Origin of the sequence: Acinetobacter sp. YH12126 (genome assembly GCF_013418745.1) — a bacterium.
GTDB lineage: Bacteria > Pseudomonadota > Gammaproteobacteria > Pseudomonadales > Moraxellaceae > Acinetobacter > Acinetobacter amyesii.
Genome location: NZ_VPBM01000019.1, coordinates 37,576 through 52,059, shown reverse-complemented (window position 1 = coordinate 52,059; position 14,484 = coordinate 37,576). Strand labels below are relative to the sequence as shown.

At 39.7% G+C, this 14,484-nt stretch carries 11 protein-coding genes; 4 read left to right on the top strand and 7 right to left on the bottom strand.

From position 1 onward, the window contains the following. Nucleotides 1-41 precede the first annotated feature (41 nt). From FTU62_RS13430 to cxpE, 4 genes are all read right to left on the bottom strand, one after another. Entirely contained in the window at nucleotides 42-2,456 is a 2,415-nt protein-coding gene (locus FTU62_RS13430) for a CSLREA domain-containing protein (protein ID WP_180102933.1), read from the bottom strand. Between the two features lie 24 nt (nucleotides 2,457-2,480). Further along, the gene (gene rbtA, locus FTU62_RS13425) at nucleotides 2,481-4,292 is read right to left on the bottom strand and encodes a rhombotarget A (protein ID WP_180102932.1); all 1,812 of its coding nucleotides are present in this window, start codon (nucleotides 4,290-4,292) and stop codon (nucleotides 2,481-2,483) included. Between the two features lie 118 nt (nucleotides 4,293-4,410). Continuing rightward, nucleotides 4,411-5,115, bottom strand: coding sequence for a DnaA regulatory inactivator Hda (hda, locus tag FTU62_RS13420; RefSeq protein WP_078190380.1), 705 nt, complete (start codon nucleotides 5,113-5,115; stop codon nucleotides 4,411-4,413). 18 nt (nucleotides 5,116-5,133) lie between these two features. Beyond that, nucleotides 5,134-6,351, bottom strand: a complete 1,218-nt coding sequence (gene cxpE, locus FTU62_RS13415; RefSeq protein ID WP_180009970.1) for a chloramphenicol efflux transporter CxpE — start codon at nucleotides 6,349-6,351, stop codon at nucleotides 5,134-5,136. A 134-nt stretch (nucleotides 6,352-6,485) separates the two neighbouring features. Between cxpE and purM the strand changes: the two genes are divergently transcribed. The 3 genes from purM (at nucleotide 6,486) to FTU62_RS13400 (ending at nucleotide 8,935) form a co-directional block, all read left to right on the top strand. Next, complete coding sequence (purM, locus tag FTU62_RS13410; protein WP_078190382.1) at nucleotides 6,486-7,556, top strand: phosphoribosylformylglycinamidine cyclo-ligase; 1,071 nt, start codon at nucleotides 6,486-6,488, stop codon at nucleotides 7,554-7,556. A 9-nt stretch (nucleotides 7,557-7,565) separates the two neighbouring features. Continuing rightward, on the top strand, nucleotides 7,566-8,195 hold the full coding sequence (gene purN, locus FTU62_RS13405; RefSeq protein WP_180102931.1) for a phosphoribosylglycinamide formyltransferase: 630 nt from the start codon (nucleotides 7,566-7,568) through the stop codon (nucleotides 8,193-8,195). Nucleotides 8,196-8,497: 302 nt separating this feature from the next. Next, the gene (locus FTU62_RS13400; RefSeq protein ID WP_180102930.1) at nucleotides 8,498-8,935 is read left to right on the top strand and encodes an META domain-containing protein; all 438 of its coding nucleotides are present in this window, start codon (nucleotides 8,498-8,500) and stop codon (nucleotides 8,933-8,935) included. 76 nt (nucleotides 8,936-9,011) lie between these two features. Here FTU62_RS13400 and FTU62_RS13395 read toward each other — a convergent pair whose 3' ends face one another. Both FTU62_RS13395 and sppA read right to left on the bottom strand, forming a co-directional pair. After that, complete coding sequence (locus FTU62_RS13395; protein WP_180102929.1) at nucleotides 9,012-9,821, bottom strand: alpha/beta fold hydrolase; 810 nt, start codon at nucleotides 9,819-9,821, stop codon at nucleotides 9,012-9,014. Next, nucleotides 9,818-10,843, bottom strand: coding sequence for a signal peptide peptidase SppA (gene sppA, locus FTU62_RS13390; RefSeq protein WP_180102928.1), 1,026 nt, complete (start codon nucleotides 10,841-10,843; stop codon nucleotides 9,818-9,820). The genes FTU62_RS13395 and sppA overlap by 4 nt, the downstream gene beginning before the upstream one ends. 127 nt (nucleotides 10,844-10,970) lie before the next feature. Between sppA and FTU62_RS13385 the strand changes: the two genes are divergently transcribed. Next, nucleotides 10,971-11,942 (top strand): lysophospholipid acyltransferase family protein, encoded by a 972-nt coding sequence (locus tag FTU62_RS13385; protein WP_168378069.1) that lies wholly within the window; start codon nucleotides 10,971-10,973, stop codon nucleotides 11,940-11,942. A 32-nt stretch (nucleotides 11,943-11,974) separates the two neighbouring features. On the opposite strand, the gene FTU62_RS13380 is transcribed toward FTU62_RS13385, so the two are convergent. Further along, the gene (locus FTU62_RS13380; protein WP_180102927.1) at nucleotides 11,975-14,434 is read right to left on the bottom strand and encodes a DNA internalization-related competence protein ComEC/Rec2; all 2,460 of its coding nucleotides are present in this window, start codon (nucleotides 14,432-14,434) and stop codon (nucleotides 11,975-11,977) included. Nucleotides 14,435-14,484 lie beyond the last annotated feature (50 nt).

Here is a 14,484-nt window from a genome sequence, read left to right as displayed (position 1 = left end):
AGTTATAAAAAAAGCCTCTTATCGAGGCTTTTTTTATTGTATTACTTGCTCAACCGACGCTGACGATACATACCTAAACCAATCAGTGTCAACAGCCCAAATAATCCCATCGAACCACCGCCGCTAGAAGAAGAATTGGTGTTTTTCGCGGTATTCTTAAGGGTCAAAATTGCATTGTTTGATGCAATGGCGTCACTATCGACAACGCTATATTCAACAGGATAGTCAAACTGACTAAAGCCATTTTTTACAGAGAAGGTAATCTTGCCACCGTAGCAAGTTTCCTTTAAATAACTTGCTGGGCAACTGCCACTATACTCCGCTTCAAAGTTTAAACCTGCTGGGATTTTCGTAAAGCGAATGGGAATAATTTGGCCTTCTTCATTTTTATGCCATACCGATTTACCTGCTGGCATAGATGCAACTGGACCATCACCATCATCATTAGCATTTTCTAATAAATTATTGACGGTAACAGACAAATTATTTGACGGACTAATCGTATATTGCGCAGCTTTGGCCACTGGGGTCATATTTTTAAATGCCACACGGACCACACCAGAGGATTCCGCCTGACTCCCTGTCTTTTGTTTTAGCGTATATTTACAAAAACCGTATTCGGTAGGTGCTGTTGTTGCTCCACTAGTGCGATATATAACGATTTGTTTTATTCCCGCATCCCAATCACAGTGCAGGTCATGTGGTGGATTACCTACGATACTTGCTTCGCCTGTACTAGACACCGTAATTTCACTACCAATGTCGATTGGTGAAGTCGTCACGGTATAGTTGTCAGCATTTAAGGCAATTTGTCGTGTTTCAGCACTTCCGTTCACAGACTCTTCTTGAGGTAATGATGCTGGGAATGGATCAAAATAAACTGCACGATATTTGAGGTTATTTTTTAATGCACTTAATACCGCTTCGTACTTTGTTAAATCATCCTGATTGGCAACTTTATATTCTGCATAATTTGGATCTTCGATATCCTTTTTCAAACTATCAATTGTATTTTGATACTTATCTTGCAGAGCTGTTAAAGACTCATTGGTAATATCTGCCATATCTGCTGCGGTTAAATTCATTAACTCAACCGAACCAATATCACATGTGTTTCTTTGCGTAGGTGATAACTGTAAGGTACCATCGGTGATCCGCAAAATGCCCCGTTGATCCGCATCACTACAGCCGTCTAAGCCCAGATTGATCAAGTCAAAACCACTGCCGATTGCTTTCGGGTAATACAAAGGTAAATACAAATTATAAGCAGATTTTGTTTGTAGGGCGCTTAATAAAGTCCCCATAGCATAGCTACTTACATCATGGTTTTGCAGAAAGCTTTCCGTACTATTCAGCACACTTTCTGGTAAATCACACTGTGCTGCTGCCAGTTCAAATGCATTATTACTTGCCACAAATTTTTGACCATTATCAGGTACTGCATTATTCAGATAACGACAAGATTTTCCACCAGTATTGTAGGCCAATACATTGAAATACCAAGCCTTTGTACCATTGTTATCATAATAATAGGTACTAGCCGCATTATTTTCGACTATTGTATTACTGGTTAAAACGAAGCTAGAAAAAGCACTTAAACGTTCCGTTCCCTGAGAAATGGCACGGATAATACTACCCGTATTTGGATTTGCTTGGTTTTTTGCAATCGTATTTGCTGTCAGTTCAACTTTGGCATTTCCACAGAAGTCCATCACACTATTGCTCGTCGATGAACCATTTTGAATAATACTGCTTTGTTGGAACACAATTTCAGGCTGGGTATCCCCCAAGTTCCCGATACAATCCATAGCGACAACACTACCTTTAGGTGCGATGTTGCCCTGAACTAAACTGCTCACCAATAATGTTTTTTTCGACATATTATGCGCAACGGAGTAGATTGCACCGCCAGCAACTTTGGCTTGAGAGTTTTCAATTGCACCATTATTTAAGGTAAATGCTCCCCCTAAATACAAGGCACCACCACGGTCTTCTGCCATCCCGCCAGTAAGGCGTACATTATTAACGATAAAGTTGGCTTCTGAGCGTGAAGTATTAAAAATACGCGATTTGCCTTGGGCATTAATCGTCGTTCTAATATCCTCATAGGCAGGAAATTTCTGCGTCAGTAAATTTTTTGAATCATAGTTAAAGCGACTTTTCCCCTCAATCACGATCTGATTGAGCGGAACTAACTCACCTTTGGTCAGAAGATATTCACCTGCTTCAAGTTGAATATAATCGGTCTGCCCATTATTTGGATTGCCGACATTACATCCACCAAAAGATTTGTTTTTACGCGCAGTTTCAATTGCTTCACGTAAAGAACATTGATTGAGATTTTCTCCATTTTCATCATCAAAGGTCGTAACTTTGATGATGTTACTTGTCGCTGCCATAGATGACATAGCCGCAAGGACCATGACCGCCAGCAATCCTTTTTTATAATTTTTCATGTGCTGTCCTTAATTCTATCCAGACTATTTTTTAAAGCGACGAAATCCAACTAAGCCAAGCAGCGCAAAAATACTCGCCCAACCTAGAGCACCACCCGAAGTTTTAACGGTTTTACTTTCCATTTCATTGTTTGGTTCTTGGAAAATACGCACTTCTGCAGCTAAATAATTTTTTGCCGAAGTATTAAAACGGGTTGAAGACGTCACCACACGCAATTCAAAAATATCTGCGCCATGCCAATTTCCATTTGGCGTGTATTCAAAATCACCATTCAAATTCAGTGTAAATTTACCTTTTGATTCGGTGCTTTGTACAACTATTGGACAACCATCTTGCCATGGCTCACCTGTTGGATTTGCCATACCCATCACTTTTGTACATTCTTCTTTTGGAATTAAATCACTGTCACCTAAAGCATCTAAGATATTAAACTTCGCCACTTCACCTGTACGTATGTCTTTACCTAAGCGAGGCATACTCACAGGAACCACAATTTCGATAGCCCCACGATCACACCAAACATCATCCAAATTACGATTTTTTCCACGCTGATCAGAAGACTCACAATACACATGATGCTCATTGCCATCTGCTGTGGTCTTCCCCTTATTTAATATCGGGCTTGAGAAAATCGTTTCGTAATCTAATAAAATACGAGGACGTAAATAACCAATAAATGCGTTGTTTGCTTTGGTAAATGGACAGAAAAGTGCATTACGATCTTCTGTTAAGGTTTTACAGCTACCTTCATCTTCACCCGCGATTAAACTTGTCCCAGACCACACATCATTTAAATTTGCAACAGGCCCAACAGGACAACTCGCAGCCACTAAGTTGTTATAAAAAACAGATTTGTCTGTTCCTGAGTTCACAACTTTACAATCTTGAGCGGTGCCACTGAGCGCATTACCAATCACCACACTATTGGCTAAATAAGCATGCTCAGAGGTACTATTTAGTTCAATACCACCACTGTTCTTCAGTACTGTAATATTATTGAGTGCTAAACCATCACGTAAGTTGACAGCAAAACCTTTGTTTTTGAAAAAGGTACTATTGGCAATGATATTTTGAGGGTTACTGAACACTAACTTGCTGATGTCCGCGAGCCCATTTTGATTGTAAACAATCGCTCGACCAGAAGTGCTTTCATTATTTTTGAACAAAGATGTATAGATTTCATAAGCAGGTGCTTCTGAGTAAATTGCACCACCATCTACCGCTTTGTTGTTTTGAAAAATCGTGGTTCGTATATATAGACGGCTTGCTACAGCTGCGCCATCTTCTGAAAATCCAACATTGTAGATTGCACCACCAAGTCGTGCATAGCCATCTTCAAACTTTACATTTTCAAGTGTGAGTTTTTCATTATTAAAAAGGATGCCGCCTTTATCAGCGCACTGATCTTGCTTACATCCTTTAAATGAAATTTCTTTAAAATTGATCGCAATTAGTTCTTTTTCGCCGTCATTAATATTAAAAATTTGATCCTTACCGGTCATTTCAATGACGGCATTATTAAGACCGAGTACGACATCTTCATTGACGTTAGTGTCATAGACCGTTTTCAGATTCAGTTCTGCTTTAATATCAATTTTTTTAGTGAGTTTATAAACTTCATTTTTTTTCAGAGAAATTGAGGCATAGGCGTCTTTCCCCCCGCAACCATTATATCCGGCTTCTGGCATACCATTATTGATATATTCTATGGCTTCACGAAGTGAACATTCCTTGTCATCCTTTACAACATCTTCAGTGGTTGTAACGGTAATTTCTGCGCTAAATGCATGACCTGCCATGAGAAGCATGCCAATGCCTATGCTCTGTTTGAGCATATCCATCTCCTTAAATATTTTTTATCTTTTTATTCTTAAGTTGCACAATCCTTGCAACATTAAAATATTTTTATGTACTTTGTCACAGCTTGAGTAATTACTCAAGAATTTTTATTGCTTACCGATATTCATCAATTAGGGCAAAAATTTGTCTTAAATTGGCATGACTCAATTTGACTTTTTCACCTTTTAACATCTGAATCAGTTGTTCTAAAGAGCGAAGTAAAATAGACGCCTGATGCGGCCCATGTGCCAACAAATAATCCACAATTTGTTGATCCATATGGATGCCACGTCGCGCTAAAACAGAGTTCACGAGCGCTTGACGGTCTGCATATAAACTACCATTTGGCACTTTCACACTAACAGCCTGAGTTAATCTAGACTGTAGGTCTGGCAGTTCAAGTTTGAGTTCAATTGGCGCTAGTCGAGATGAAAAGACCAATTGACCACCTTCTTCGTTATTATAGTTAATCAGGTGAAAAACAGCTTTTTGCCAATGTGGAACTCCACTGATGGCTTCAATATCGTCTAAAGCCACCAAGTCATAGCGATCGAGCGAAGTAATCGCTTCAGTTGGCGCATCGAGCAATTCAAGCAATGAAACTTGAATTGCTGATTTGCCAATTTCTAAATAGGAGTCACATATTGCAGACAGTAAATGGCTTTTTCCTGTGCCAGCTCCACCATAGATATAGAAACGATTCATTAAACCAGCATGTAACTGACGAACACCATCGATTACATGCCCCCAACTCGGCCCAGAAAAATCACTAATTCGGGCATCGAGTTGTGGTTCTATATCTAACTGCAATTGACGCATATCTATATTTTGGCCTTATCAATCTTTATGTTCTGATCGTTCAATGTTACTCGAAATTTCAGGATCTTGCAGCGAATTTGCAGACTGATTTTTGAGCTCAATATCGACAGCAACTTGATTGGTTTCTACGTTTAAAGTGCCACTTGCAGCATCATTTACGACAAGTACATCATTTCGGTATAAATTACTTTTCTCATAATTTTCGCGTGCATGACGTAATAAGACTACAATAATCGCTGCAACGGGTAGTGCAATGAGCATTCCGAGGAGTCCTGCCAATTGCGCGCCTGCAAGGACTGCAAATACCACTGCCACAGGAGACAAACCAATTTTGTCGCCTAATAAGAAAGGCTGTAAAATATAACCTTCTATTGCCTGCCCTACCATGAATACCACCAGTACTAAGGCCAAATGCACCCAATCCAAACCGAATTGGAACAGGCAAGCCACAATTGCCGAAATAATACCTACCGCAAAACCCAAATACGGAATAATACTGGCTAGACCCGCAATCATCCCAATGATGATGCCAACCTCAATACCGACTAATTGGAGTCCAACCGCATAAACAACGCCCAATAAGAACATTACCAAGAATTGGCCTTTTACAAATGCACCTAAAACTTCATGACATTCGCCCACGATTGTGAGCGTGCTTTTTTCATATTTACGTGGAATAAGTCGACGCATGTTTTCTAACATACGCTCCCAATCTAATAAGAAATAGAAAGCTATGATTGGAATTAAGACAATCGTGCCACCAATCTGTATGAAATTCAGACCCGATTGTGCCACTTTTAACAACATGGCTTGGATACTGTCTGCACTATAGTTGGTTTGAATATACTCCATGATCGCTGCTGACATTTGCTCTGTATCAATTTCCATCGGTACAAGATTAAATTTCTCTGATAACCACGGCAGGAATGTATAGTTGACCCAATGAATATTGCTTGGAATATTGTTTTTCGCATACATCAACTGTTCCCATACCAGTGGTACGAGGAACCACATTGCAAGGAATATAGCGACACCAATTCCAATAAAGACCAAACTGATAGATAACCAGCGCGGCAAGCCAATATTATGTAATTTATCGACTAAAGGGCTAAATAAATATGCAATTAGAAATGCGCCGACAAAAGGAACAACTACAGGCTTTAATAAGTATAAAACCCATATGATCAATGCTATCCCAGCAAGAATAAATATTCGGCGCAAGGTGCGATCACCCATATAAAGTCACCTTTTTTCAATGTAATCGTTATAGAAAGGAAAATATTTTAATAAAGATAACATTTTAGTGCGAAATAGCATAAGAGTTTTGCATATTCAGGTTATAATCCCCGCGCGAATGCGGAGACTTCATTATGAGCAACTCAACTTCTACCCCAAACACTGGTTTAAGCTACAAAGATGCAGGTGTCGACATTGAAGCGGGCGACGCGTTAGTCGATCGTATCAAATCAGTCGCGAAACGTACTGCACGTCCTGAAGTAATGGGCGGTCTAGGCGGCTTCGGCGCTCTTTGTAAAATTCCTAAAGGTTATGAAGAACCTGTTCTCGTATCTGGCACAGATGGTGTTGGTACAAAATTACGTTTAGCATTGAATTTGAACCGTCATGACACAATTGGTCAAGACTTGGTTGCAATGTGCGTAAACGATCTTCTTGTATGTGGTGCTGAACCACTGTTCTTCCTTGACTACTATGCAACTGGCCACCTCAACGTTGACGTTGCAGCAAATGTTGTGACTGGTATCGGTGCGGGTTGTGAACTTGCAGGCTGTGCATTGGTTGGCGGTGAAACTGCTGAAATGCCAGGTATGTATGAAGGCGAAGACTATGACCTTGCAGGTTTCTGCGTAGGTGTAGTTGAGCAAAGTAAAATTATTGATGGCTCTAAAGTTAAAGCGGGTGACGTTTTAGTTGGTGTTGCATCTTCTGGCGCACACTCAAACGGTTACTCACTTCTTCGTAAAATTTTAGATGTGAAAAACGTCGACCTTACTCAAATCGTTGATGGTCGTCCACTTGCAGATACAGCAATGGAACCAACACGTATTTATGTAAAACCAATTCTTCAGTTATTGAAAGAAGTGGATGTACACGCTATGGCGCACATCACAGGCGGCGGTTTACCGGGTAACTTACCTCGCGTACTGCCAAATGGTGCTCAAGCGGTAGTCAATGAAGCGTCTTGGGAATGGCCAGAATTATTCAAACTACTTCAAAAAGAAGGTGGTGTTGAACAATTTGAAATGTACCGCACATTTAACTGTGGCGTAGGTATGGTTCTCGTAGTTGATGCAGCCGATGCTGACAAAACTGTTGAATTACTCAATAGCCTTGGCGAAAAAGCATTCACAATGGGTCACATTGCAGATAATGCTGAATCTGTTGAAGGCGCTGACGAAAAAATCCGCGTAGTTTTCGCATAAGCAACGTTCATGATTAAAATTGCTGTACTTGTTTCAGGCAGCGGATCTAACCTGCAAGCCCTGATCGATGCCAATCTATCAGGTCAAATCGTTGGGGTGATTTCCAATAGACCTGACGCTTTTGCACTGCAACGTGCAAGAAAAGCAAATATTGCAACTGCAGTCATTGAACATAAGCAATATCCAAGTCGTGAAGCTTTTGATGATGTGATGCATCAACAACTGCTCGACTGGGATGTTGATTTGGTCATTTTGGCAGGCTTTATGCGCATTTTAAGCGCAAAATTTGTCAAAGCATGGGAAGGAAAAATGATTAACATCCACCCTTCTCTGCTGCCAAATTATAAAGGAATGCATACTCATCAACGTGTTTTAAACACCGGTGATGTCTTCCATGGCTGTACAGTTCACTATGTGACTGCAGAGCTGGATGCTGGTCAAGCGCTTGCTCAAGGCGTACTTAAAGTCAATGTGCATGATCATGCTGAAAGTCTGGCAGATCGGGTTCACGTGCTTGAGCATGTGATTTACCCTCAAGTGGCAGAATGGATTTGTAATGGCACCATTCAACACACTGAAAATGGTGTTTTATATCGTGGCGAGCCTTTGCAACAACCTGTTCAATTCTGTAAGTTCTAAGCAACTGTATAACTTAACAATCAACGCATCTTAGGGTGCGTTTTGTTTTTTCAGTGCCAAATAAACTTTATTTATTACTAAAATCCAAAATCCAAAATCCAAAATCCAAAATCCAAAATCCAAAATCCAAAATCCAAAATCCAAAATCCATTTTTGCAGAATGTTCAACTTTATGATCAATATGTAGTTTTTAGTTAAATTAAAGCTTTTAGCATCATTAAAATAATAAGCTTAAATTGCAATTAGTAAACCTTATAAATCTTGAAATATTACATCCTTCAAACAAAAGTGGAGAAAATCACATGTTAAAATCCATCACACTGGCGACTTGTGCATGTATAACACTGGGTATGATTGGTTGTGCTACGACATCAAATCCGGCTACTGATCGTAATTTAGATAAATTACAAAACAAAAATTGGGTTGCGAGTGAAATTCAAGGCGTTAAGCTTGAAGCTGACCCTAACAATTCGAACGTACCCACCATCACTTTCGACGACACTCGTATAAGTGGTTCAGATGGTTGTAATCGATTCATGGGTGGTTACGCTGTGCAAAACACAAAAATCCAATTTTCAAACCTTGCTACAACACAAAGAGCATGTTTGACTGCGACAAATATTCCTCAACATTTTTCGCAGGCATTGAGCCAAGTTACTCATTATGATGCCTCTAAAGATCATTTGAAATTTTTAGATGCCAACAACAAAGTTGTTTTACAATTTGAAAATGCGAAATAAATCTCAAAAGTAGAATGTTTCATTCATAAAAAAAGCACTCTATAGAGTGCTTTTTTTGTGTTGTCGTTTTTAAGGTTCAATGATGACGCTTAGACGATTTAAGTAAATCTTTGATCAATTCCACAGTTTCTACAGGATGTTCTAAGGGGAACATATGACTCCCCGCAGCAACTTTAAATGGAATCCCAAATTTTTTCTCAACCTTTTGTGGAAAGTGCCGAGCTAAAAATGGTCCCTGCTCTGCAATTAACTGCTGTACAGGTACTTGTGGTTGAGCATGAGGTAACCACCACAGTGAAGGATTAGTTCGAAAAATATGAACCTCATCATCACGTGAAATCGTCAACTCCACCCCACCACGCAGTTTATCGTCCATCAAGGCATGATCAATATAAGCTTGATAACAGTCTGGATCGAAATCTTTGTAAAAACCTTTCGGCCTTAAAAGCTCTGCTGCTTGTTCACGGCTGTCCCAATGATCACGACGACGCTTCGACAATCCTGCTGGGGACATTTTATCGAGGACTTTAAGTTTGAGGAGTTTTGCGATGTGCAAAGCAAAAGACTCTTTCCCCATGATCATAGGCGGATCAATCATTAACACTTGTTCAAACAATTCTGGGCGTTGTAAAGCAGCCTGAAATGTTAAAACCGAACCTAATGAGTGACCTAATCCAATCACCTTACGACCATTGGCCTGACGTACAATACTGTCAATGACTTGCTGTGTTAAGCTCTTCCAATGGTTATCGATTGGGTAACGCTTATCTGGCCCAAGTAACGGCACATAGATCACATCATATTCATCACTCAGTAAATCAAACAATTTTTGATAAACCCGTGATGGCACGCCATTGGCGTGCGCAAAGTGAATTAATGGCTTCATTGTAACTTCGTGGTATTTTCAGATTGGACTTGCTGAGAAATTGACGTTGCAAAACCTTGACCAAATGAACTTCCCATACGACCTAGTACAGAATCAAACGGACTATTTTCAATGGTGTAGTTCACGGCTTTTTCAGTTTTCAATTCACGTTTCAGGCTATTTAAACTACCTGTACGGTCAGCAATACCTAGCTTCACAGCCTGATCACCCGTCCAAAATAAACCTGAGAAAATAGCTGGATCATTTGATTTTAATTTCTTACCGCGACCTTCCTTCACTGCATTAATGAAATGCGCATGAACATTATCAAGTACACCTTGAACATGTGCTTTTTGTGCTGCATCTACAGGTTGAGTCATGGATAAAATGGCTTTGTTCTCACCCGAAGTCATGGTGCGATCTTCTACACCGAATTTTTGCATCAAACCACTAACACCATAATTCGGCATAATCACGCCAATCGAACCCACTAAACTTGAAGGATTGACAATAATTTCATCTGCCGCAGACGCAATATAGTACGCACCTGAAGCGCCTGTATCACCAATAATGGCATACAATTTTTTATCAGTATGGGCTTTTTTCAAGTACTGAATTTCTTGCCAAATTTCATCAGACTGAACAGGTGAACCACCTGGTGAATTAATATTTAAAACAATCGCTTTGCTTTGTTTGTTTTCATAGGCTTTTTTCAAAGCTTTGATGGTATTTGCGCTGTTTACACTTTGCTTGTCCGCTGCAATGGTCCCAATGATATCAACCACAGCAATATGTGAACCCGCTGTCGCTGCTGGATCAGATGACGACATGCTGCAACTTTTTGCCATCGCAATGATAATAAATAACAAATAAGCAAAGGTTAAAAATTTAAAAAATATACCCCATCTACGTGCTCTACGTTGTTCTTCAACGGAAGAAAGCACGGCTTTTTCTAATATTTTCCATTCATTTCCAGTTGGCTGCTGAATATTGTTTGAAGAACTTTGCTGTTTTTCTTCAGGTTTTGGTGGCCATTCGGACATAAAAAAAACCATTTGATCGTTAATTTGTAGTCATTATATACACGCTAATCGCTATAACTGTCTAATCAATTCATTTTCCCCTATAATTATTTTAAATTTTCTTTCATTTCTTTCAGACTTAAATAAGATGACCGACCAAAATTCACAGGACACCACATATCACCTGTTAAAATTTATCAGCCGTCAACCTATTCAAATTTCAAGATTAATTGCAAAAGGTTTGGCTGGGTTAGTCAATGTTTTAAAAATCTCTAAAACCTACTCTACGATTCAACGCAATCTTAAAATTGCATTGCCTGAATTATCAGAGTCAGCTCGCATTCAACTCACTAAACAAGCGATTCGAAACGAACTTTGTTCTTATTTTGAATTTTTTAACATTTGGGGTGCAAGTACAGAAAAAAATATTCAACGGATTCATCACGTACATGGCGCTGAATATTTACATGAAGCGCTCGCCCTACAAAAAGGCGTTGTACTCGTAGTACCACATTTTGGTACTTGGGAAATCATGAATGCATGGGTTGCGCAGTACACTCAAATGACCATCATGTACAAGCCGGTAAAAAGCGAATCTGCCAACAATTTTGTCCGTGCTGCTCGAAGCCGTGAGCAAGCAATATTGGTTCCTACGGATGAATCAGGTGTACGTCAGATTTTCAAAGCCTTAAAACAAGGTGGGACGACTGTGATCTTGCCAGATCATACCCCCAATGCCGGCGGCGAAATGATTCCATACTTTGGTATTCCACTAAAAACCAGCAACTTAAGTGCAAAATTAATTCAAAAAACCAAAGCACGTGCGCTCTTACTGTATGCCATTCGTAACGATAATCATGGTTTTGATATGCATATCGAACCTATGGATGAGAATATCTATCAAGGCAATGCAGATGATGGCTCAATAGTTATCTTTAAAGCAGTGGAAGATTTAATTCATCGTTATCCAGAGCATTATCACTGGAGCTATAAACGCTTTAAAGCCAATCCAAAATTGAGAAATCTATACAATATTAGTGATGAAGAAGCCGCTCAACGCATTCGTGATATTCGTGAGGAATATCAAAGACAGCAAACAATAAAAAATGTGGCAGAATGACATTTTCAAGCAATATACTTGAAGTAGTTTTTCTATTCGGATTCTTTAGATAGCCTGCGATATAGATCAAGCCATTTATACTTTGTCCGCTCTTCAATTAGTTCAATTTGCTGTTTATTTTGCTTGAAATGGATACTTCCACTTTGTGCAGTTTGCAAGAGTGGAATGTCTAATTGTTTGAGACGTGTTTGGGTCATCTTTGCAGGATGTCCATAACGATTAAAGCGCCCTGCAGAAGCAATCGCCAACTTGGGCTTAAAATGGTTTAAAAACGCATAGGATGAACTGTGCCGACTACCATGGTGTCCGAGCACCAAGACATCGACTTTTAGGTCTGGATAATCACTTAATATTTGATATTCAGTCTCCCAACCCGCATCCCCCATCAATAGAAAATGTCGTGGGCCATTGACGCCTTTGACCGTGACATATAGAACACAAGAACGTTCATTGGCATTCCATTTGGCATCTGTAAGATCTTCAGGCTTTGGCGAGAGTATTTCAAAATAGACTTGCTGATCCCAATTCCACTGCTGACCACGTTGACATAAAAGCTGTGGAGCTTGGTTCGTGGTTTGTACCCGTTCATTACTTGAAAGCTGCCCAATATCAAGCTGTTCCTCTAATGAGAAAAAGCCACCACTATGGTCTTGATCTAAATGAGTCAATAACACCCGATCTAATCGATGGACACCTTGCACACTCAAAAATGGCCGGATGATATTTTGCCCGACACTAAATTGACTTTCATCATAGTTTCCACCGAAGTCCACCATCATGTGATGATCTACCGAACGGATATAGATCGCCTGCCCTTGCCCCACATCTAAAATTGAAAGTTGAAAATTTGCTGAATTTTTCCATGGAATAAACAGAGCAAAAAAGGCAATGACCGACCAATATTTTGGCAAGATACCTTCAGGTAAAAATAAGATCACAATAGCCAATATCAACAGTACAATCTGAGTTGACGTCAATGCGACATCTTGCATTTGTGGTGCAAAGAGTCGATCTAAGCCATAGAGAAACACATGCAACACCTCTAAACACAGATCATTGAATAAAAAAACCAAATGCGCCAAAGGTGTAGAAATATAAGAAAGTGCTCCTCCGATGATATCTAAAGGAACCACCACTGCCCCTAGCCACGGGATGGCGAATAAATTACTTAATGGGCTAATCCACGTGACTTGCTTGAAAAAAATCACCATCAATGGAAATAAGGCAACAAAGATTTTCCATTGTGATTCCACCATCAACCACATTGAATGTTTTAACTTTTGCCAAAAACTGACTTCTGTTTGAGCCAGTATATGCTTCCTTAAGGTTTGATAAATCCGCAGTAAAATAAAGCATGCGCCATAAGACAACCAAAATGCTGCAGATAAAATACTAAAGGGATCCACGAGCAATAAAATTGCGGCACTAAAAACCAGCAGTTGAAAAGGCTGAATGGTTTGCCGTAACAAAAGCATGCTACTTGCGACAAGGCAAATCGTCAGTGTTCTCAGTGCCGGTATTTCAAAACCAGTAAATGCACAATATAAAAGTACACATAAGATAAAGGGCACGACCAAAACATACTGTTTGGGCCATTTGAGATAGATTTTGGGACAATATTTTCGAATAGCTAACTGCATCACCCAACAGAGCATACTGGCAAATACCAATACATGCGGCCCAGATATCGCTAATAAATGACTCATGCCAAAACGTTGAAATAATTCACTGGTGCCTTCAGTGAGTAAACTTTTATCGCCTGTAAGCAGTGCTAACAACAAGCCATGATTCCGCAGCGGTTGTTGATATATAAATGCTCTTAAATATAAACGCTGCTTTTCGACTTTTATTTTGAACTGATGTAACACACCTTGATGTCGTTGATATTGCTGGCCATAACCCATCGCAGTCATATGTTGAGGTGGTATCAATTCAACCGACTTCACCTTTAAACTGGCATGTATATTTTGCTGTATACTCCACCGCTCTTGATCAAATGCACCTTCGGTCACATAACTCTGCGTAGGCCTTAACTCACCATACATACGATAGTACTGTCCAGGGACCAACTGGATCGTCTGCTCATTACTTTGCAAAATTGACTTGGGTAAATACGCTATAAAATATTGAATCTGCTGATTCAGATTGAGCACTTCAACTTTTTGCTGAATCGCTTGGTCTTTGAGTTGGCTGATTTGTGGAATATACACAATAAACTCATCTTGTCTGCTCTGATGCTCAACCAATGCCAAACGCTGATCGAGTTGAGTATTGGCAAAACTAAAGCCGAGAATTGCGCCCATGCATAAATTTATACTGAGCTGTAAGATTTTCAAAAAAATACTTTTTAGTTTTGGTGAAATACAAAGCTGTAAACCTAGCCAAATCAGGACAATAAAAAGCAACTGAGCTGTCGAGAGTTGTGGATTCCAAAACATGAACCCCATAAAAGAAATACCTAAAATCCAGCCAATACAAAAACTTTGTAACATGAGTCGTCATTATTTTTATTATGTGCTGGCAATAATAAAGCCCACCGCGG